Here is a 19,604-nt window from a genome sequence, read left to right as displayed (position 1 = left end):
ATGTTGGCGACACTTTTTAAGTCGCCTAGCGCAAGATGATATCTATGCTGAATTATATCCTTTTTTGTGGCTGCCTCAAAATGGCTTTATGCGTGTAGCGAAAACCAAAAAAACAATATCCCGAATCGCTATTGCTCATCGGGATATTTTTATGGACGAAGTACAGCGATTTCACCTAAACGGGATTATTCGTCACCATTTAAGCCAGCACGGTTCAATAAGAACTGCGCTAACATGGAAACAGGGCGACCTGTTGCCCCTTTCGCTGCGCCTGAACGCCATGCTGTTCCTGCGATATCGAGGTGCGCCCAGTTATATTTGGTCGCAAAACGAGACAGGAAGCAGCCCGCAGTGATCGCACCCGCCGGACGCCCACCCGTATTCGCTAAATCCGCAAAGTTCGGCGTGATTTGGTCAAAATACTCATCCGCTAACGGTAAGCGCCATGCTCTGTCACCTGCTTGCTCAGAGGCATTTAACAGCTCATGCGCCAGAGGATTATGATTCGACATCAAACCGGTGTAGTGGCTACCTAAAGCAATCACACACGCACCTGTTAGGGTTGCGATATCGATAACCAATTCTGGGTCAAAACGCTCAACGTAGGTCAGCGCATCACATAACACTAAACGACCTTCCGCATCGGTATTTAACACCTCAACCGTTTGGCCTGACATGGTTGTGAGAATATCACCAGGGCGATAAGCACGGCCACCTGGCATGTTTTCACAGCCAGCCAGTACCCCAATCACGTTGATAGGCAACTGTAACTCAGTGATGAAGCGCATCACACCGTAAACAGATGCGGCACCACACATATCGTATTTCATTTCATCCATGCCATCGGCAGGTTTGATTGAAATACCGCCTGAGTCAAAGGTTAAGCCTTTGCCTAACAGAACGATTGGTTTGCTCTCTGGGTCTGGATTGCCTTTATACTCCATGATGGACATCAGGGATTCATTCTGTGAACCTTGACCCACTGCGAGATAGGCATTCATACCCAATTCTTTCATTTGTTCTTCACCGATCACGCGAGTGGTCAGTTTGCTGTCTGAAAGGTCTGCTAATTGGCGTGCTTGAGACGCTAAATAACCCGCATTACAGATGTTTGGCGGCATATTGCTCAAGTCTTTAGCGGCTTTAACACCCGAGGCGATAGCCAGACCGTGAGAAATTGCACGCTCACCGCTGGTCAGTTCACGGCGAGTTGGTACATTAAACACCAATTTACGCAGTGGACGGCGATGTTCTGTTTTATTACTTTTCAGTTGATCAAACACATACAGCGATTCTTTTGCAGTTTCGACGGCTTGACGGACTTTCCAGTAGTTATTGCGGCCTTTTACATGTAATTCAGTTAGGAAGCACACAGCTTCCATTGAGCCTGTTTCATTCAGAGTACTAATTGTTTTCTGAATAATTTGTTTAAATTGGCGCTCGTCTAACTCGCGTTCTTTACCGCAACCGATAAGTAGAATGCGTTCAGACAGAACGTTAGGCACATGATGGAGTAGCAGGGATTGACCTACTTTACCTTCAAGTTCGCCACGGCGCAGCAGGGCGCTGATATATCCGTCACTGATTTTGTCCAACTGTTCAGCAATTGGGGACAGACGGCGTGGTTCAAAGACACCGACAACGATACATGCGCTGCGTTGTTTCTCCGGGCTACCACTTTTTACACTAAACTCCATGCGTTCTCCTGAATCTTAAAGACAAAGGCCGATGCTCCCGCTAAAATTAGCGTTTCGCATGATCTACCTCATAGAGAATAAACTCTTTATGTTAAACTAACCATCTATACGCGAAATAACTCACGTTGTATGCTGTTTATCGCGAAACAACGTGAAGTATGGCAAGTATATCTGGTTTCACGAATATTAAGCATGTTCTGATATTTCAATCAGTATAGAGAATGCTTTTATATCATTCTAGCCATACAATAAACCAGAGTATATGTTAGTAAATGGCAGACATTTAACGAACTTAGCCATTTTCTTCCCAAAAGACAAGTTTTCACAGGCGTAATAAGCGTGATCATTATTAGATATTTGGTACGGGAAACCCTGAAAAGTCAGTTAGCCATACTTTTTGTATTGATGCTAATCTTTTTTAGCCAGAAGTCGATAGACATTCTGGGCGCAGCTGTTCAGGGCAATATTCCCTCAAACTTAGTACTTCCTTTGTTGGGGTTAGGTGTGCCTGAAATGGCGCAGCTTATCTTGCCTTTAAGCCTATTTCTTGGGCTATTGATGACATACAGTAAACTTTACACTGAAAGCGAAATTACGGTGATGCATGCCTGTGGCTTGGGCAAAAGTGTGTTAATTAAAGCCGCGTTAGTTCTTGCCGCGATCACCGCCATGGTCGCGATTGCCAATATTACATGGATGTTGCCATGGTCATCGCAATATCAAGAACAAGTGCTTGCGGATGCAAAAGCAAATCCAGGGCTTGCGGCAATGGTGGAAGGGCAATTTAAAACCACAAAAGATGGCAACTATGTGCTGTATATTGGTGATGTTAAAGGAAGCAACTTTAAAAATGTTTTCCTCGCCCAGTTACGTGCGGCGAACGAACAGCGCCCTTCAGTTGTCGTGGCAGATAGCGGCTATATGAAAGAAGATCCAGACGGTCGCCAAGTGGTTGTTCTTAATGAAGGAACTCGCTACGAAGGAACGGCATTGCTGCGAGATTTTCGTATTACAGATTTTGTGAATTATCAAGCAATTGTGGATCATCAATCAGGTGAAACACGTAATGACCGTGTTGAGCAAAAAAATATGCTGCAACTGTGGGAGGAAAATACCCCAGAAGTCAATGCAGAGTTTCACTGGCGCTTGACGATTGTTTTCTCTGTGGTGGTCATGGCCTTGATGGTGGTGCCATTAAGTGAAGTGAACCCGCGTCAAGGGCGCGTGCTCAGTATGTTGCCTGCAATGTTGCTGTATTTAATTTTCTTCTTGCTGCAAAGTACCTTACGTAATAGTGCAGATAAGGGTGATATTGACCCGCGTTATACTATGTGGGCGGTGAATTTAGGCTACTTGGTCTTGGCGGTGATCCTCAATGCGTGGAACACAGTCCCAATGCGCCGTATGCGTCTTAAATTGAGTAAAGGGGCAGCTTGATGTTTGGAGTTTTAGATAGATATATCGGGCGAACCATCCTAAATTCCATTTTGGTGACGCTATTTTTATTGGTTTCGCTGTCTGGGATCATTAAATTTGTCGAGCAGCTTCGCAAAGTCGGTGATGGTGATTACACTGCGTTGAGTGCAGGGGTGTTCACCCTCTTGACCGTACCAAAAGACATCGACATTTTCTTTCCGATGGCTGCGTTACTAGGTGCTTTAATGGGACTTGGCGCATTGGCCTCGCGTAGTGAATTAGTCGTTATGCAAGCCTCTGGTTTTACACGCTTGCAAATCGCCTTGTCTGTCATGAAAACGGCTATTCCTCTGGTGATTGTCGCGATGTTTATTGGCGAGTGGGTTGCGCCCGCGGGTGAGCAATGGGCGCGAAATTACCGTGCAGAAAAAATTGTCGGTAACTCGTTAGTCGTGACAGATGAAGGAATGTGGGCGAAAGATGGTCGTGACTTCATCCATATTCAGCGCATTAACAATTCAACATCGATCCAAGACATCTCTGTTTATCGCTTTGATGAACAACAAAAATTAAAATCGGTGATGTTTGCTTCAAGTGGTGAGTATGATACCGCTAATCAGCAGTGGGTGTTATCTCAAGTGGATGAGTCAATTTTAAGCAGTGAGAAAAAAATCACAGGTTCACAACGACTTAGTGTTGATTGGAAAACGAATCTGACCCCTGAAAAACTGGGAATTGTCTCTCTGAATGCGGATTCGTTATCAATCCGCGGACTGTATCAATACGTCTCATACCTTAAAGAGAGCGGCCAAGTGGCGGCGGTATATGAGCTGAGTTTGTGGAAAAAAATCTTAGCTCCGTTATCTGCGGCGGTCATGATGTTAATGGCGGTCTCCTTTATTTTTGGGCCATTACGTACCGTACCCATGGGTGTGCGAGTCGTATCGGGGATTGTCGGCGGTTTCTTATTTTATGTTTTAAACCAAGGGTTTGGTAACTGGAGCTTAGTTTATTCAGTACCTCCGATAATTGCAGCTGCATTGCCAAGCATCCTGTTCTTGATAGTGAGTATTGTGTTGTTAGTCAAACGAAAATAATCGTTTTACTGGCAATTAAGGGGCTGTGATATTCGAATATCACAGCCTTTTTTGTATCATTTAGCGAGTAAAAAATTACCCAAATTACTGAGAATTCCCAACGGTTTATTTTGAGGGCGAAAAATAAAGTATTGCCGCTTATTTCCTTCTAATGCAGCAATATATTCACCTTTAACGCCAATAATATTGCATCGACTCTTATTGGCTAGATACTGGGCATAAGAAAATCTGCCGCCATTTGCGGTGTATGATTGGCGAAGTTGGTAGGCATTCGCCCATTCTTTTTTTATGAGTTCATTCCGTGCTTTGTGGGGGAGGTTATATGTTGGTTGATTATATTTTTTTGTTTTTTCTGTTTCTTGACGGATAGAAAGAATTACTAAGTGATTATGAATTTTACGCAATTGTTGATTTAATTCTGAATCCATACCCCGCCCAATCGTGCAGGGACGTCGTATAAAATGCGAGAAAAGCGAAGCTATATTCATCTTCATTCCTATATTTACGAGATAGAGAGAAAATAAGAATAGCTTTTAATCAGAAGGGAAAATTGTATAAAGTGATACCAAGGATGGAATAGCCACCTGATAAAATAGGCTGTCTAGGTTTTCGAGCAACAGCATAATCTACACGTCATTTAGCTTTTATATTTGGGAGTGGTGCTTTATGCTCGACCAAACAGGGTATAACCTAGCGCGCTGATAAAGGCGATAAATGGCGGTTGTGGCCTAAATAATTTTTTTTTGGAAAAGGTGCTGTTGAGTTTATCATCCATTGCCAAAATATTTTCACCACTTTGATTTGCTAACTGCTGAGCAAGGGAAAAAAAACTACCTTTCATACAGTTATCTCGAGTAAATTTGAAGGCAGCATTGCACTCATCTCGATAAATTCTTCTTTCTTCATTTCTATACTCTTTGAGCTCTATAACATCCGAATACTTGTGAATTAATTGGGTGCTAACACAACTATTTCCTATATTTTTTTGATTTTGAATACGATGATTTTTAATGTTATTTAAGATGTGATTGAGCTCAACTTGGCTTATCTTGTCATGTTGTGCAGTGTGACAATCAGAGGAAGCTACATTATTTTTAGTTTTCATTTTAGTTCTCAATGTATGAATTAATAGCCTAAAAGATTATCGAGAACTTGAAAAAATTGATTTTAAAAATAAATAGAAAAATTATTAAAAACAGCCTGAATATTCAGGCTGTTGTTGCAATTAATGTGATAACTCGGGTAAATCCGCGTTTTAGGGTAGGGGTATAGCTCGCCATTGCTTTTAAAGCGTCGACGGTACCCTTTCAATGTTTTCCATACGCATGGTTAGATGAGAGGGATGCGACCAGGTCATTGACGCCAATAGTTAACTTACTAAATTTGCTGCTATCCTTGCGCGTCATCACCACAAATACCCCAATATTTTGTTGTGGAATCATCGCCATATAGGTATTAAACCCACCACCACCACCTGTTTTTTGGTAAATGCCAGGAATGCCATTTTTCGGTTTCATATACACCCAACCAAGGCCTAACCCATCAGCATGACCCGCAACATCCATTCCTTTAATTTCTAACAGCTTTTCACGAGGGAAATAAATACCCTGTTCTCGCGCAGCTGTAGCTTTACGCAGGTTAGTATCAGTGGATAAAAACTGTTGCATCCACTTTTGCATATCCGCAGGGGTTGAGTACACACCGCCACTGCCAGCCGCCGCAAGGGTGTTATGACAAGGACTTGGTTTAGTCCCTTCCATTAAACGGGCGCATTGCGCATTACTTGGGGTATAGGTGGTTTCTGTCATTTTTGCAGGTGAGGTGACATAGTGGCTAAATAATTGCGGGTATAGCTGTCCAGTGGCTTTTATCATCGCGTCAGCTAATAAGTCGTAAGCAAGGTTGGAATAGGAGGCTTCTGTTCCTGGTGTTGCATCTAACTTGCCTGTTTTTAGCCATGTCCAGCGGTTATCTTGTGTCGGCCAAATAAACACAGGGCGACCCCATTTTCCACCAGGTTGTTCACGCGGCAAACCACTGGTGTGGCTAGCAAGATGATATAAGCGAATTGGCTGCCCACTGGCGTTATCAGGCACGGTAACACCTTGATAAGCATACTGTTGTAGTGGATCTGTAATTAGCAGTTTTTTGTCTTGTTCAAGCTTAATTAATATTTCGCTTGTCATTAATTTTGTAATTGATGCTATGCGAATTAATGAATTTGGGCCGGGTTTTTTTCCATTACCCGGTGCAGTTTCCCCATAATAACGAGATAACGTTTGGTTATTATCGATAACAATAATCGCCATACCTCGCGCATCACTTTCATTAAAAATACGATTAGCATATAAATCGACAATCTTAGCGACGCGCTCGTAAGTCCTTCTATCTCCCTCAAAAACCTGCCAATCTGAGGATTCAACATCATTACCTTGCAAAAACTTAGGTGTTTTCTCTGTCTTGGTTGAACATGCCATTAAAGCAAGGGACAACGCAGATACAGACAGAATTTTTAGAAATGATTTCTTCATGTTTGGAGCCAGCCGATATGATTGTTTGTAAGTGGCTTTTCAGCCAATCTTATTTTTTCTTAGCGAAAATCTTCATCACCACACCAATTAAGATGCCAATAAAGATACCTGTTGCTATCCACCCAACAAAACCCATGATAAAGCCTTTCAACATTGCACTAGATTGCGGTTAAACTAACAAAAATAATAGGCTATCGCTAGCCACCCAAGCATGGATACGATAAAAATAATTAGCAAAAAACTAACATACCCATAAATGAATATATAAACAAAAGAAGCTTTCCTACTCGCACACGATATTATTGTTCAATATGCTTTATTTTTAATCGAACAATCGCTCCTTGCACGAATAAGTGTTGCCAGTAGACACAAGGCAAGTATAATGGCAGCGTTTTCCAAGAAACACATCACTTCAGTGCCGGAGTGGCGGAATTGGTAGACGCAGTTGATTCAAAATCAACCGCCTTCGGGTGTGCCGGTTCGAGTCCGGCCTTCGGCACCATAAGAACATCAAGAGACGTCAACCGACGTCTTTTTTTGTATCTGAAATCTTAAGTTTACAAGGCTTTTCCCCACTTTTCAGTCTTCCCAAGTATACTAAGGTCAACCCACATCGTTAGTGTATTTCGCTTAACAACAGTTAGTAAAAAGATTGATAAATCAAATTGTTGATGGTGTCGATAATAGCACTTGACATAATGACTCCCTCGTTAAGAACTAATGTTGGAATAATCAAAATAAAGGTATACTATGCTATCAAAATAGGCCTATACTGGTTTTATATACAGTTATTGGGTGTTGTAAATGATAGTAGGGTTTATTAATGATAATGACAGATGGCTTTTTAGATGGTGTTGTTAATGATAAAAAATAACTCAAAGTTCACTTTTATTGATTTGTTCGCAGGCATCGGTGGATTTAGACTTGCGTTGCAAAACTTAGGTGGGGAATGTGTATTCTCTAGTGAATGGGATGAGTATTCAAAGAAAACCTATAAGGCTAATTTTGGTGAATTACCATTTGGTGATATTACTTTGCCCGAAACAAAAAACGCCATACCTCAGGTGTTTGATTTTTTATGTGCTGGTTTTCCTTGCCAAGCATTTTCCATTGCAGGAAAGCGAGGGGGATTTGAAGATACCAGAGGAACACTTTTCTTTGATGTTGCTGAAATTATTAAAAAACACAACCCTAAAGTCTTCTTACTTGAAAATGTTAAAGGTTTAACAAATCACGATAAAGGCAGAACACTCGCAACGATCCTCAATGTGTTAAGGGAAGATTTAAATTACTTTATTCCTGAGCCTCAAATTATAAATGCTAAAGATTTTGGTGTTCCTCAAAACAGAGAAAGAATATTTATTGTTGGTTTTAGAAAGGATTTGAATATTGATACATTTAAGTATCCTAAGCCTACTAATATTACCACTTGCGTGAATGATATTTTAGAAAAAGAAGAGGTATCCGTAAAATATTACCTTTCAACACAATATTTATCCACATTAGAGAACCATAAAAAACGACATGAAGATAAAGGCAACGGTTTTGGATATCAAATTTTAGATAGCGAGGGTATTGCAAATGCCGTTGTTTGTGGTGGAATGGGGCGTGAACGTAATTTAGTTATAGATCATAAATTGTCTAATTTTACGCCTGTAACTAAAATAAAAGGTGAAGTTAACCGTAAAGGAATACGAAAAATGACGCCAAGAGAATGGGCAAGGTTACAAGGTTTTCCTGATGAGTATGAAATTGTTGTATCAGATGCTCAAGCATATAAACAATTTGGTAATTCAGTTGCAGTTCCCGTTGTCCAAGCGATTGCTAAAGAAATTTTAACATTATTAGGTGTCAAATGAGTATAACAGGAAATATTGGTGAGTGGAGTGAGGTATATGCGTTTTTAAAGATATTAGGGGATGAAAAACTTTTTGCAGGTAACGAGTCGTTAGAAAAATTAGAAGGAGTGGTTTACCCAGTCATTAAAATACTAAGGGAAGAGTCTGCGGGTAAATTTGAGTACTCGATAAATAGAAATGTTGTGTTTATTACCCATGATGGTAGGGAACTGCTAAGATTACCTATTTCTGAGTTTGCTCAAAAGGCAAAAGAAACACTTGAAAAGATCATTGAGAACAAAAAACAAAAAAATACAACTTTTTCTATTCCTGAAATTGAAGCTTTTATGGCGGCGATATACTGTAAGTCTTTGAAAGCTTCCTCTAGAGAGAAAACAGATATAATTATTGTTATTCATGATGAGAGAACGAATCAGCAGCCAATGCTTGGGTTCAGTATTAAATCTCAGATTGGTTCTGCTTCTACATTATTAAATTCAAGTAAAGCAACTAACTTTAGATTCAAAGTCGATGGACTCGCTTCTTCCGATATAAAAAAAATTAATAATATACAAAATCCAAAAAAAATTCTAAATAGAATTGCTAAAATTACTGAATTAGGTGGTGAATTAACATTCAACAAAGTCGTTAGCGATACATTTTCAAATAATTTAGTGCTAATTGATAGTTTGCTACCCCAAATAATAGGGCACATTCTTCTGAGCTATTTCACTTCAAGTATTTCAAAAGTTAAAGATTTAGTTGAACAAATAGAATTATCAAATCCTATGAATTTTGATAATAAACAAAAACACCTTTTTTATACTTATAAAATAAAGCGATTACTTACAGATATTGCGGTAGGTCTAATGCCGACGAAAGTATGGAGCGGTAAATATGATGCTACAGGTGGGTATTTAGTTGTTAAGAATGATGGGGATATATTGTGTTATCATCTATATAATAAAAATGAATTTGAAGATTACTTATTTTTTAATACCAAATTAGACACTGCGAGTACAAGTAAGCACTCTTTTGGTGAACTTTATGAAGATGAATTAGGTGATGTTTATTTTAATTTAAATTTGCAAATAAGGTTTTTGAAATAATGTGATTATAATAAATAATTTTCACTAATGACGCCATAAAAATATGTCTGAAAAATATAAAAAATATTTTTATGGAAAATAGTCTTAAATTTATCTTTTAATTATTTAACTAAAGTTATAGATAGCCTTCAAAAATACCTAAAACATCATGCATATTATATTCTGTTTTTTCTCGCTAAAATATGTCCATCACAAGTTGCTTTATTATTTACTCGTAAAATATCCTATTAGTATATTTATCCTTTTTTTTACTTAAATATTATTTTTAATCACCTATCTAACTACAGTAAATAAGAGTGACTGTCTGTGACTTTGATATAATAGAAAAATAAATAGAGTGCTATGATAGTAATTTATTTAAAGAAGTCATGTAGTTACGTGATGCTATTTTTAAAGCCCAAGCTACTAAATACACGTTTAATTATATGAAAACTTAGCAGGAATGAAGATGACTAAAACTTATTAATATTGATAAAAACAGCGTATATTAGTTAAAATACGCTGCTCAAATATCAAGTTGGTGAATGGTTGGGTTTTAAGTTTCTTATTAACTAATTAAATGCAATGATGACTACGGCATTGCCAGTGTAATATCCAGGGGTTACCGTTCCTGATGAATGTAATTCAGACGTGAATGTAAATGGATTCGATGCATTATTTCCAGAAATATTCATATTGGCACCATTCCAACCACTTTGATTATTAATTAATGGGTCTGAATAAAAGTTAGGCGTCGAATTTAAATATACATAACGCTCACCCGTTGTTGAACGAGCAAATAAATTGATATTTGTAGCCTGTGTACAGGCGATATTACCAGAAACTGAGTTTCTCTTACCATTTAAGCTTGTGTTACTAATTGCCCCGTGATCAACAAAGGAAGGTAAAGAAATACTGCATGTTTGATTTGTCGGTGGAATTTTACCACAGACACTACCAGGCCATTGGATTGCATTCCTAACACCCGCAGTTGGTCTATGGTTAACATAGAATAATCCTATACAAGTTGCATTTGGGCTATCAATAACAAATGATGCACGATAAGGGATCCCTTTTGCAGATCGAAAAGCCTCAGCGACTTCTTGCGCTGTTCGATATTGGTTAATTCGAATGCAGTTACCATAATCTAAGCAAGAACCACTCAACGATGGTGCGCCAGATGCATACAGAACATCTGGGCCTATCCAGCATTCTGTTGACCCATAGCAAGGGTTAGTTATACCACTTGCTTCAGACCAAGAAAGAATATCCATCTCAACACGAGGCCAAGCTCCAGAGGTCATACTTACAGGCATTACATACGCGATCGCATTGGCTGGGCGAGATGGGAATAGAGATGCTAACGCGATGATTAATAATAAAATACTCAAACGGCTTGTATTTAACATTCCGTATATTTTTGCTTTTTTCGCATACATAATGGTTTACTCATAATCTAATTTGAACGTGGCACTCGCAGCCCATGAACCGAGCACAATTGATTTATTTTGCAATGCAACTGGCTCAGCCCTTACATACGCTTGAAATCTAAGGTCATTATTATTTCCTGCATACAGCCCTTGGGTATAACTACCACTGTTAATTTTGATAGCTGCGCCAGAAATACTTTCAATACCAACTGCCACTCCGGATGCTTGACTTCCTGCATCTAGCGCTAGTAAACCAGGCAAAGCCGAACTTTCTGCGCCAATAAATGTGACTTTTACTTCATGGCCTAATGCTAAATCACAATTAATTAATCGAATGGTAAAAGGTTGGCTATTTGTTTGAGTATTCAGATACAGGTATTTATCAACTATTGTGCCGAAATCTAATTCAATAGACTCGTCGCCGGGATAAACATCACAAGCATCCTCAATCAACGTGCCATCAAATTCCACATTTGCAGAAAAGGCCATGGTGGTACCCAAAAACCATAAGCCAAAGGCAAAGCTCATATTACGTTTAATATTCATAGTGATGACAGCTGCCTCCTATTCAAAAATAATGGTTAATGTGCCTGATGCAGTAAAATTATCCCCAACGAGTTCGCTTCCCGAACGCATAACAGGAACCGCTGAAAGGGATGGCAGAGAAGCTGCATTAATCAAAAAAGCTTCATTCAATGCTTGGGGTTGCCCATTCTTCTGAATTTGAATTCCTAGTTTGCCATTATTCAACGGTGTCACCGTTCTTAATGTCGCATTATCAAAACCATTCCCTGCAGGTGTTCCTCCGAATATCAAGCTGATATCCCACGGTTGTGTCATATCGCCAACACAATTTAATTGAAAAGGAATAGGTTGCTTGAAGGCGGTACCATTGATTTTTCGTACGCCCACTTTACCGAATGAAACTTTTATCGGGTCGTCATGGCTTAATTGGCAAACAGGAGGAATAATTAACGTGCCATCAAATGCCCAATTCGCCTGCGCTGAAGATATGGACATCACCATTATAAACCCTGCCATCCAATGCTTAATTTGCTTGTTATTCCACATAATCATTCTCACTGATACTCTATTTTCAGTGTTGCCAGCGCTGTAAAAAATCCGCCATCGGTATTCGTAAAATCGGCGTTACTGTTTTTTACCGGCGCAACCTCCAAGGTTGGCAGCGCTGTATATAACACATTGAAAGGCTGGTTAATAACTTGCTTAGCATTATTCACATAAAAAGAAAGCCCGAGTTTCGGGTTACTCGTTTTCAATGCGCCATTGCTATTAAATGATGTTCCATCACCGACAAGCGTAAGCTTTATAGCGTTTTTCACTATGTTTGTGCAGCTGAGCCTCATCGGTACAGTACGCTTGTATTGAACTCCATCGATACGTGGGAGCAATATATCGCCAAAATGTATGGTTTCTTGTTGGTTGTTATTCAAAATGCACTCGGGCGGTGTTACCAATAACCGACCTTTTAGTTGGATACCAAGTGTTGATGCTTGGCTTTGGCTAAACAGGCTAAGCATCATGCAGACCGAGAGAAGATAACGGAATAATTTCATTGATATCATCCTATTGGTAATCCAATACCATCGTCAGATTGCCCGTAAAATCGCCACCTGATGTTAAGTTTACCCCTGTAGGTTTAACGGGGACGGCATATAAAGAAGGTGAACTCCCATAATTAAAATTGAGTGTCGCGCCATTACTGAGCCGGGTTCCATCACGGTAAATGGCAATACCTAAGTTCGGGAGATTGGTCGTCACGGATGACGCACCATTAATTTGCCTATCAGTCCATTTCAGCGTCATCTTTAATGTATTTTTATATAAGCCATTACATACCAAATTATAATTGATGGGTGATCGCCCATAAGTGCCGTCAATCTTTGCCTGATGTATATCGCCAAAATCTACAGAAGTCGTTGTTGCACCGCCAAGGGTGCATTCTGGCTCACCGTATACTGTCACACGAATTTGAATATTAGTGCTTAGGTTTGCAGCGATAGCTTTGTAAGAAAAGCTGAGTGAAATCAGAGCACCAAAGAGTATTACCCCTGAGAGGGCAAGCGCTTTAAAGCATATCGTAAGAAAATAAGCTTCTCTCATCTTCATGCCCCTATTCATAACTTACCTGGAATCTAATTAACGCCTGATAAGCCCCTGCATTTAGTTGGGCGGAGGTACGCACTGGCGTCACATAGTAAGTTAATTGGTTTTGCCCAGGTGAAACCAACTGTGGTGTACTGTACTCACCTAAGTTAATTGGTGAACGCGAGGCATCACTTAATTGCAGGCCAATTCCTTGAACACCAATAACCTCTGCCAAGCGCGGGTCTTGAATATCGATAGGAGCTAAAAAGCGAATTTTCATCGCTGGCATCTGCTGGCTCCACAACAAATTCCCCTGTGCAGTGCGGCTGCGGCTTTCACCACTTAGGCAATCTTCTAAACGCAGTTCAATCGCAACTGGGTTACCTGTTTGCCCGACATGCTGAAGCTGCCCTGTTCCCACTGTCCCCAAATTAACCGTTTGGTATGCTGATGACATTGCTAAACGACATGCACTTTCCGTCAAGGCTCCATGGACATATAGCGTGCCATGTGAACCATCTACATCCCAGTTATCAACTTTATTTAGGGCGGTTCCCATCGCCATGTTACTGAATAAATTCAGCGCCAAACTTCCTAAGCCCACATAACGGAGCATCCTGCTTGTGTTTGCCATGATATTCTCCTGCTATCTCATCGCGCATTTCAAATCAGTCTATTTTTTTTCAGGTACCACATGGCAGCTATTTCCCTGACATGTAAACGACAGTGTTGGGCGACCACCGTAATCATTGATATAGGTCAGCACGGGTTTATTACCTAATGCATCGGCACTGACGTTTAGTGTTTTGCTGCTTTTGGGTGCTACCATCACAGGCTCAAAACCGGTGACCGTTTGTCCATTTTTGTTGGGGACAGCGTCGACAAAAGAAACGTAATATGCGGTTGGATTATTAATCGTATATTGGTTACCTTGGCGCGTAAGAGTCACTTTTTCCTGCCATGGGTTATCCATTTGTTCACGTGTTGGAATAATTGATTTTGGTCGGTAAAACAATTTAATACGTGTCTGTAATGCCAATTGCAGCGTATTGGGTTTATCACTTTTTGGTGGAATCTCACGCAAATTAAAGTAATACACCGATTCTCTGTCTTGTGGCAGTGAAGCCGCACTTGGCAGTGCTTGGATTTTGATTTGGCTTTTTGCGCCAGGTTCAACACGCTGTACTGGTGGTAATACCGTAAATGGGTCGCTTATTTTTTCACCTTTCTCGTTTTCCACCCAACCTTGAGCGAGATAAGGTAATTGTTTGTTTTCATTGCTGATATTTAAACTGATCGATTTCTCATCTCCCGTGATAATCGCTCGAGTTCTGTCTAATGCAACCGCCGCTTGAGCAGAAGATAGCGTTGCTGAAGTTAATACAACGCCAACCAATGCAAATGCTGCTCTATGGACATTTTTTTTATTCATCATTTTATTTTTCATCATGTTATTCATCATATTGTTATCTTCTAGGGTTAAGAAAAACTCACCGTTTTTGCATACCATCATTTTTATTATTTTTGTAACCAACGACTTGATTCCTTTGGAACTGTTTTTTCAACAACAGGCACAACAAGTTCTGCTGCTTTCGGCATTGATTCTAATGCACGGCTGGCTGATTGCGTCTTTATGGTTGCTGGCGATGCTGCTTTTGTTCCTGGGTTGTGGCACGGTAATAACCAGCTTGCCTGTAAATATTCATCTTCTGGCAAGGTATCAGGGAGTGTTATTTCACACTGCACTTGGTCATCCCAACGGACTTGCAAGGTATCTTTTGCGTTTAAACCCGTGAGATATGCATTTCCATCATCACCCACCATACCGACCTGCTGGCCACGACCGTTTAAGATAATTGCTCCGAAAGGCGGTGTGCTATTGTCCGACAGCCTTAACAACGCCATTGCACTGCTTCCAGCGACAACATCAAATTGGCGGTAGCCAATCGCCCCTTCGGTTAACGTACCTTGCTTTATTGATTGGGAGACTTGTGCTTCATCTGGTAATGCATTCAAATCAACACTAACTTGATTACGGTAGTAACTATTCACATCACTAATAACTGCTTGTCCAAAGCGGTTAGTACGTACAATAGAGCCATAACCACGTAACGGGATATTAGGTACACCATCGGTATCAACAAATATGCGAGTACCGCCAATTTGGCTGCTACGATGTAGTACGGCGCCTTTTTCCGTTGCTGTGAAACCACCTTGTAAAGAGAATCCCGCTGACCGATAACGGTCTTGCTGGTAAGTTGCATTCGCATTGAGCTGTGCTAAATCTCCTTGATGGGTGTAATAGCCACTCACGAGTGCACCTGAACGTGCCCACCCCGTACTTAGTTGGTAATTATTTCTTTCATCGATAGTGCTGTAGTAATTCACACGCTGTGAGTTATCATTTTTATCCCAGCTACTGTTGTAGCTAACAGAGCTTTTTTCTCCCCAAGGCACAGTTAGCGACGCGTATACACCATCATCATTACTTTCACGGTAACGATTTCGATATGCCGTCAAATTGAGACTGAGATTTTTCCATTTACCAATATCAAAATAACGTGCTAATGAAATGCTATAGCGGTCATTATCAGGCTGATCCCAATAGGTTTGATGGTAATAGTTGATAAATGCACTGAGCCCTAACTCTGAAAATTGTTGGTTATAAGAAATGGTATACATTTCTTTGCTGTTGTATTGGCGAGCACCTGTTTCCTGCGCATCCAAATACTCAGACATACTCATAAAACCTTGCTCAGAGAATCGATACCCTGCAAATGTCACTTGGCTGTTATAAGTGTCAAAACGCTTTGAGTAACTTAAACGGTATGAGCTACCACGATACGTTTTATCTCCAGCATCACTTAAGTTGGTTAAATGTGCTCGAGCATGGGTTATATCGAATGACAATGCACCGAATACCATTAAGTCACGGCCAATCCCTATAGCTGCGGATGCATAGTTTTTCGCACCAATTCCACCACCATACAGTGACCAGCCGTTGTTAACCCCCCAAGAGAATTCGCCACTTGCAAAAGTATCGCCACTAACATGATGACGCCAATTTGTTGGGCGCCCAGTGGCTAATTTGTAACGCAGTTGTCCCGGGCGCGTTAAATAGGGAACACTTGCAGTATTTACAGTGAAATTCTGTGTTGAACCGTCTTGTTCTTTAACTTCAACATCGATTTGCCCAGCTAATGCATCATTCAAGTCTTGGATGCGAAATGGGCCCGCAGCGACTTGAGTTTGATAGATAATTCGTCCTTGCTGGCTCACAATAACTGTCGCATTACTTTTTGCTACCCCAGTAATTTCTGGAGCATATCCACGCAGATTAGGCGGTAGCATATTGGTATCTGTAACCAAGCTAAGCCCTGTAAATCTGAAACTATCAAAAATATCAGAGGTTAGATAATCTTCGCCTAAGGTGAGTTTTGCGCCTAATGATTTGATTGCTCGGTAGACATAATAACGAGTCCAATCTAAGGACGTAGTTGTACTTTGCCCTTGTTGCTTATCAATGCGCATTTGCCAGTCTGCACGAACACGCCAAGCGCCCAAGTTAACACCAGCAACACCATTACCGCTGGTACTGTAGTTGGTTTGTTGTCCTGAACGAGTTTGTTGGCCGACTTGGGCATTGAGGTTGTAATCAAATAGTGCACCAGGTAAGCCTTCTTCCCAGCGAGCAGGGGGATCCCAATTCTCAGCGGTATATTCGAGGTAGGCTTGCGGCAAACTAATGTACATAGCGGATGTCGCAAGATCAGCTTTAACCTCAGTTCCTGGTAAACTTTCAAGTGATAAACACTGCCCATCGTGCCACCACTTTAATGTCGACATCAACTCAGGCTTGATACCAAATTTTTCAACTAAAGTGGGGCTCAGACAAGGTAGGCTTTCATCCGATTTATCTTCAGGTGCATAATAAAAGACAGTTTCTTCAGGCATACTTTGCTTATTTAAGAAAACTGTAAAACTGTATTCGCCAGGCATGAGGTAGCCAGGGCGTGAAAATTGGCTTAAATCAATGTTGCTACGATCATTGACGTCTAGCATTTCCATATTAAATTTAATATCGGATGCGTGACCACCAAAGCTAATTGCCAATGCGACTAAAAGCCCTAATCTGCAAGGCCGAGTTATCCGTAACACAGGCGTGTGAATGAAATTCAGGGTCATCATCTCGACCTTCTTTTGCGTTCTTTTATCCGTAATGTCATTTCGCTCGTGAAGCTCACCTGTTAAAGGCGATCTTCATTGATAAGAGGAACCGACTATTCATAATCCAGTTTGAAACGTAATTGACTGTAGTATTGACCTGATGCTAATGGGCGATTATTCGCCACCAATCGCAGCCGATAGGTGAGATCTTTTGTTCCTGCCGTCAGTGAATTCACGGACATTCCTTGGCCTGGTATGGCAATTTCACCATCCCCCTCACGTTGAATTTGTAATCCAACACCTTGAGCTTGTCCGTTAACACCAAATAACCCTCTATCATGGGAGCCATCAAATGTTATACGAAAGTATTGCCAATTCGGCTTATCAGGACTTTGGCGTTCAAGAACACAATTCACTAATCGGATAACAAAAGGGCGAGCAGGTCCTTGCCCATCACGGCGAATTTGAGTCAGTGCAATACTTCCCATATCAATAGTTTGATCACGGCTGCCGACATCAATAGCACATGCTGTTTCAATAATGCTTCCATTCATATTCACTGAGCCTTGAGCCTTTGCAGTCGATGCCGCAGTTAACAGGCTTAAACTTAAGATCAATGAAAACATTCCAAAGGTTATCGAATTATTCATTGCTTCCTCTCTTACACTCAATTCAGTCGAAATGAGCCAACAAATGAATTTTGTTGGCTCAGGATGAATTACTCGTAAGACAGAGTGAAATCCGCTACTGAGCTAAAGTCACCAGCAGTGATCGTACTGATATCGCCACCATTACCTTTTAAGTAAGCTGCGAAATTCAAGGTGTTATTACCATTTTGAATTTGTTGGAATGGTGCCGCTGTTCCTAAAGTCACCACATTACCGCTACCATTAGTGATCTGAACCCCCGCACCAGCACCAGTACCAACAATACCTAATGTTTTATTTGTATTGTCGAAAGATGCAGCAGCACCACTAAAGGTTAATTGAACGCCTTTAGTCAGTTTCGTGATATCACAGTTTTCTAAAGTAATTTCAAATGGACGTGGCGTTGATTTACCACCATCAACTAATGCCATATTAGAAATTTGGCCTAATTCAACAGTTTGGTCGCTTGATTTAGGAGAGATTGAGCATGGAGCATCGATAATAGCGCCTTTAAACGTTACTTTACCGTGGCCTTGATCTGCTGCATTTGCTGCAGAAGCTAATCCCAGAGCCATAAAAGTTGCCATTGCAATAGATTTCATTTTCATGAATATAAAGTCCTATGTTTTTGTTAAATAAAGTATGAGTGTCAATTTTCATTGCTCATTGCAGACACTCTATTTGCAATGAACTGGAAAAAGCAAAGCCCGAGGACTTGATTCAAAAAAATCAAATCCTAATAAATAAAATTGAGTTATTAATTAAAAATTAAAATCAAAAAATATATTTAGTCGTCTGTTAAAAAAACTTGAATTGGCACCTTAAATAACTCTGAAAACTGAGCTAGAAAATCAATGTTTATATGGTTTGTGCCTGATTCATAACGAGAAATTTGTTGCTGGCTTACGCCAATATATTGCCCTAACTCCTCGGCGGTTAATTTCATTTCCTTTCTATATTTTTTTATTTTCCTTCCGACAATAATATTAAATTTTTGTGTTTTTGTGATTATTAACATAATGTCAAACCTATTTCAGACATTGACTAGATAGGGAAAATAACCCTTCAGATTTAAAATAACACTCCATATTATGGATATAATTTATTGAGCTATTTTGAAATCCAACGCCATCTAATAAATAATTGATATCGACATCAAGCGAACTAGCAATTTGCTGAATTTGTTCTAAATGCAGCCGAATAACTCCACGCTCAATACGTGACACATGTTGTTGTGAGCATAAAAGTAAATCAGCTAGATCAGAACCACTTAAGCCTTTTGCTCTACGGGCTCTAAGTATATTGCTCCCAACAATTTCCTTAGGAGATAAGTTAGATGGCATAAAATTCTCTCCGTGAAATAAATAAGTTACCTATTAACGGTTGTTTAACTATTGTCAAAATGCACCAAATTGACAACAGTAATGCTTTGCTAGAGTAATATTTTCAATATTGATTATTATTTTATATTTAATTTTTTATTTAATGAATTATCGGTTAAATAATTCAAAAAAATCATTTCAAAACATTACAACGTGTAAGCTTGGAGTGTTACGAAGAGTTTGAATAAATGAAAAAATTAAT

At 40.1% G+C, this 19,604-nt stretch carries 20 protein-coding genes and 1 tRNA gene; 5 read left to right on the top strand and 16 right to left on the bottom strand.

The annotated features are described in order from the left end of the window. Nucleotides 1–185 precede the first annotated feature (185 nt). Nucleotides 186–1,697 carry a leucyl aminopeptidase gene (pepA, locus tag PSF27_RS11955; protein ID WP_206083278.1) on the bottom strand — a complete coding sequence of 504 codons (1,512 nt, stop codon included), beginning with the start codon at nt 1,695–1,697 and terminating at the stop codon, nt 186–188. Nucleotides 1,698–2,036: 339 nt separating this feature from the next. On the opposite strand from pepA, the gene lptF reads away from it, so the two are divergent. After that, nucleotides 2,037–3,134 (top strand): LPS export ABC transporter permease LptF, encoded by a 1,098-nt coding sequence (lptF, locus tag PSF27_RS11950; RefSeq protein WP_272539523.1) that lies wholly within the window; start codon nt 2,037–2,039, stop codon nt 3,132–3,134. Then, nucleotides 3,134–4,210, top strand: a complete 1,077-nt coding sequence (gene lptG, locus PSF27_RS11945; RefSeq protein ID WP_272681527.1) for an LPS export ABC transporter permease LptG — start codon at nt 3,134–3,136, stop codon at nt 4,208–4,210. Before lptF ends, lptG begins: the two co-directional genes overlap by 1 nt. 56 nt (nt 4,211–4,266) lie before the next feature. Here the strand turns inward: lptG and PSF27_RS11940 are convergent, their stop codons facing one another. From PSF27_RS11940 to ampH, 3 genes are all read right to left on the bottom strand, one after another. After that, nucleotides 4,267–4,638 (bottom strand): hypothetical protein, encoded by a 372-nt coding sequence (locus PSF27_RS11940; protein WP_272681526.1) that lies wholly within the window; start codon nt 4,636–4,638, stop codon nt 4,267–4,269. A 236-nt stretch (nt 4,639–4,874) separates the two neighbouring features. Then, entirely contained in the window at nt 4,875–5,315 is a 441-nt protein-coding gene (locus tag PSF27_RS11935) for a hypothetical protein (protein ID WP_272681525.1), read from the bottom strand. Between the two features lie 202 nt (nt 5,316–5,517). Then, the gene (gene ampH / locus PSF27_RS11930; protein ID WP_272681524.1) at nt 5,518–6,741 is read right to left on the bottom strand and encodes a D-alanyl-D-alanine-carboxypeptidase/endopeptidase AmpH; all 1,224 of its coding nucleotides are present in this window, start codon (nt 6,739–6,741) and stop codon (nt 5,518–5,520) included. Nucleotides 6,742–7,158: 417 nt separating this feature from the next. Between ampH and PSF27_RS11925 the strand changes: the two genes are divergently transcribed. The 3 genes from PSF27_RS11925 (at nt 7,159) to PSF27_RS11915 (ending at nt 9,688) form a co-directional block, all read left to right on the top strand. Then, nucleotides 7,159–7,243, top strand: a tRNA-Leu gene (locus PSF27_RS11925). Nucleotides 7,244–7,601: 358 nt separating this feature from the next. Further along, the gene (locus PSF27_RS11920) at nt 7,602–8,600 is read left to right on the top strand and encodes a DNA cytosine methyltransferase (RefSeq protein WP_272681523.1); all 999 of its coding nucleotides are present in this window, start codon (nt 7,602–7,604) and stop codon (nt 8,598–8,600) included. Next, nucleotides 8,597–9,688 (top strand): HpaII family restriction endonuclease, encoded by a 1,092-nt coding sequence (locus PSF27_RS11915; RefSeq protein ID WP_272681522.1) that lies wholly within the window; start codon nt 8,597–8,599, stop codon nt 9,686–9,688. Before PSF27_RS11920 ends, PSF27_RS11915 begins: the two co-directional genes overlap by 4 nt. A 551-nt stretch (nt 9,689–10,239) precedes the next feature. On the opposite strand, the gene PSF27_RS11910 is transcribed toward PSF27_RS11915, so the two are convergent. The 12 genes from PSF27_RS11910 to PSF27_RS11855 all read right to left on the bottom strand — a co-directional run bounded on the left by PSF27_RS11910 (nt 10,240) and on the right by PSF27_RS11855 (nt 19,363). Then, nucleotides 10,240–11,106, bottom strand: a complete 867-nt coding sequence (locus tag PSF27_RS11910) for an MrpH family fimbial adhesin (protein WP_272681521.1) — start codon at nt 11,104–11,106, stop codon at nt 10,240–10,242. A 6-nt stretch (nt 11,107–11,112) separates the two neighbouring features. Then, complete coding sequence (locus PSF27_RS11905; RefSeq protein ID WP_272681520.1) at nt 11,113–11,643, bottom strand: fimbrial protein; 531 nt, start codon at nt 11,641–11,643, stop codon at nt 11,113–11,115. 18 nt (nt 11,644–11,661) lie between these two features. Then, nucleotides 11,662–12,174 carry a fimbrial protein gene (locus PSF27_RS11900; protein WP_272681531.1) on the bottom strand — a complete coding sequence of 171 codons (513 nt, stop codon included), beginning with the start codon at nt 12,172–12,174 and terminating at the stop codon, nt 11,662–11,664. A gap of 2 nt (nt 12,175–12,176) precedes the next feature. Further along, complete coding sequence (locus tag PSF27_RS11895) at nt 12,177–12,674, bottom strand: fimbrial protein (protein WP_272681519.1); 498 nt, start codon at nt 12,672–12,674, stop codon at nt 12,177–12,179. Nucleotides 12,675–12,684: 10 nt separating this feature from the next. Continuing rightward, complete coding sequence (locus PSF27_RS11890) at nt 12,685–13,221, bottom strand: fimbrial protein (RefSeq protein WP_272681518.1); 537 nt, start codon at nt 13,219–13,221, stop codon at nt 12,685–12,687. Between the two features lie 10 nt (nt 13,222–13,231). Beyond that, complete coding sequence (locus PSF27_RS11885) at nt 13,232–13,840, bottom strand: fimbrial protein (protein WP_272681517.1); 609 nt, start codon at nt 13,838–13,840, stop codon at nt 13,232–13,234. Nucleotides 13,841–13,879: 39 nt separating this feature from the next. After that, entirely contained in the window at nt 13,880–14,668 is a 789-nt protein-coding gene (locus PSF27_RS11880) for a fimbria/pilus periplasmic chaperone (RefSeq protein ID WP_272681530.1), read from the bottom strand. A 56-nt stretch (nt 14,669–14,724) separates the two neighbouring features. Beyond that, entirely contained in the window at nt 14,725–17,394 is a 2,670-nt protein-coding gene (locus PSF27_RS11875; RefSeq protein ID WP_272681516.1) for an outer membrane usher protein, read from the bottom strand. A 92-nt stretch (nt 17,395–17,486) separates the two neighbouring features. Beyond that, entirely contained in the window at nt 17,487–18,023 is a 537-nt protein-coding gene (locus PSF27_RS11870; protein WP_272681515.1) for a fimbrial protein, read from the bottom strand. 68 nt (nt 18,024–18,091) lie between these two features. Further along, a complete protein-coding gene (locus PSF27_RS11865; protein ID WP_272681514.1) occupies nt 18,092–18,628 on the bottom strand; it encodes a fimbrial protein in 537 nt (178 codons plus the stop codon). A gap of 179 nt (nt 18,629–18,807) precedes the next feature. After that, nucleotides 18,808–19,038 carry a helix-turn-helix domain-containing protein gene (locus tag PSF27_RS11860; RefSeq protein WP_272681513.1) on the bottom strand — a complete coding sequence of 77 codons (231 nt, stop codon included), beginning with the start codon at nt 19,036–19,038 and terminating at the stop codon, nt 18,808–18,810. A gap of 10 nt (nt 19,039–19,048) precedes the next feature. Further along, a complete protein-coding gene (locus PSF27_RS11855; RefSeq protein WP_206083310.1) occupies nt 19,049–19,363 on the bottom strand; it encodes a helix-turn-helix domain-containing protein in 315 nt (104 codons plus the stop codon). Nucleotides 19,364–19,604: the final 241 nt, after the last annotated feature.

Source organism: Providencia sp. PROV129, assembly GCF_028482245.1.
Lineage (GTDB): Bacteria > Pseudomonadota > Gammaproteobacteria > Enterobacterales > Enterobacteriaceae > Providencia > Providencia vermicola.
The sequence above is the reverse complement of the archived record's forward strand: the minus strand, read 5'-3'. Positions and strand labels throughout refer to the sequence as shown.

Excerpts from the sequence above, each read along its gene's own strand:
- PSF27_RS11855 (WP_206083310.1), bottom strand. The coding sequence starts at position 19,363 with ATGCCATCTAACTTATCTCCTAAGGAAATTGTTGGGAGCAATATACTT.
- PSF27_RS11935 (WP_272681525.1), bottom strand. The coding sequence starts at position 5,315 with ATGAAAACTAAAAATAATGTAGCTTCCTCTGATTGTCACACTGCACAA.
- PSF27_RS11905 (WP_272681520.1), bottom strand. The coding sequence starts at position 11,643 with ATGAATATTAAACGTAATATGAGCTTTGCCTTTGGCTTATGGTTTTTG.
- PSF27_RS11880 (WP_272681530.1), bottom strand. The coding sequence starts at position 14,668 with ATGATGAATAACATGATGAAAAATAAAATGATGAATAAAAAAAATGTC.
- PSF27_RS11895 (WP_272681519.1), bottom strand. The coding sequence starts at position 12,674 with ATGAAATTATTCCGTTATCTTCTCTCGGTCTGCATGATGCTTAGCCTG.
- PSF27_RS11870 (WP_272681515.1), bottom strand. The coding sequence starts at position 18,023 with ATGAATAATTCGATAACCTTTGGAATGTTTTCATTGATCTTAAGTTTA.
- PSF27_RS11860 (WP_272681513.1), bottom strand. The coding sequence starts at position 19,038 with ATGTTAATAATCACAAAAACACAAAAATTTAATATTATTGTCGGAAGG.
- ampH (WP_272681524.1), bottom strand. The coding sequence starts at position 6,741 with ATGAAGAAATCATTTCTAAAAATTCTGTCTGTATCTGCGTTGTCCCTT.
- PSF27_RS11890 (WP_272681518.1), bottom strand. The coding sequence starts at position 13,221 with ATGAGAGAAGCTTATTTTCTTACGATATGCTTTAAAGCGCTTGCCCTC.
- PSF27_RS11900 (WP_272681531.1), bottom strand. The coding sequence starts at position 12,174 with ATGATTATGTGGAATAACAAGCAAATTAAGCATTGGATGGCAGGGTTT.
- pepA (WP_206083278.1), bottom strand. The coding sequence starts at position 1,697 with ATGGAGTTTAGTGTAAAAAGTGGTAGCCCGGAGAAACAACGCAGCGCA.
- PSF27_RS11940 (WP_272681526.1), bottom strand. The coding sequence starts at position 4,638 with ATGGATTCAGAATTAAATCAACAATTGCGTAAAATTCATAATCACTTA.
- lptG (WP_272681527.1), top strand. The coding sequence starts at position 3,134 with ATGTTTGGAGTTTTAGATAGATATATCGGGCGAACCATCCTAAATTCC.
- PSF27_RS11875 (WP_272681516.1), bottom strand. The coding sequence starts at position 17,394 with ATGATGACCCTGAATTTCATTCACACGCCTGTGTTACGGATAACTCGG.
- PSF27_RS11910 (WP_272681521.1), bottom strand. The coding sequence starts at position 11,106 with ATGTATGCGAAAAAAGCAAAAATATACGGAATGTTAAATACAAGCCGT.
- PSF27_RS11885 (WP_272681517.1), bottom strand. The coding sequence starts at position 13,840 with ATGGCAAACACAAGCAGGATGCTCCGTTATGTGGGCTTAGGAAGTTTG.
- PSF27_RS11920 (WP_272681523.1), top strand. The coding sequence starts at position 7,602 with ATGATAAAAAATAACTCAAAGTTCACTTTTATTGATTTGTTCGCAGGC.
- PSF27_RS11865 (WP_272681514.1), bottom strand. The coding sequence starts at position 18,628 with ATGAAAATGAAATCTATTGCAATGGCAACTTTTATGGCTCTGGGATTA.
- PSF27_RS11915 (WP_272681522.1), top strand. The coding sequence starts at position 8,597 with ATGAGTATAACAGGAAATATTGGTGAGTGGAGTGAGGTATATGCGTTT.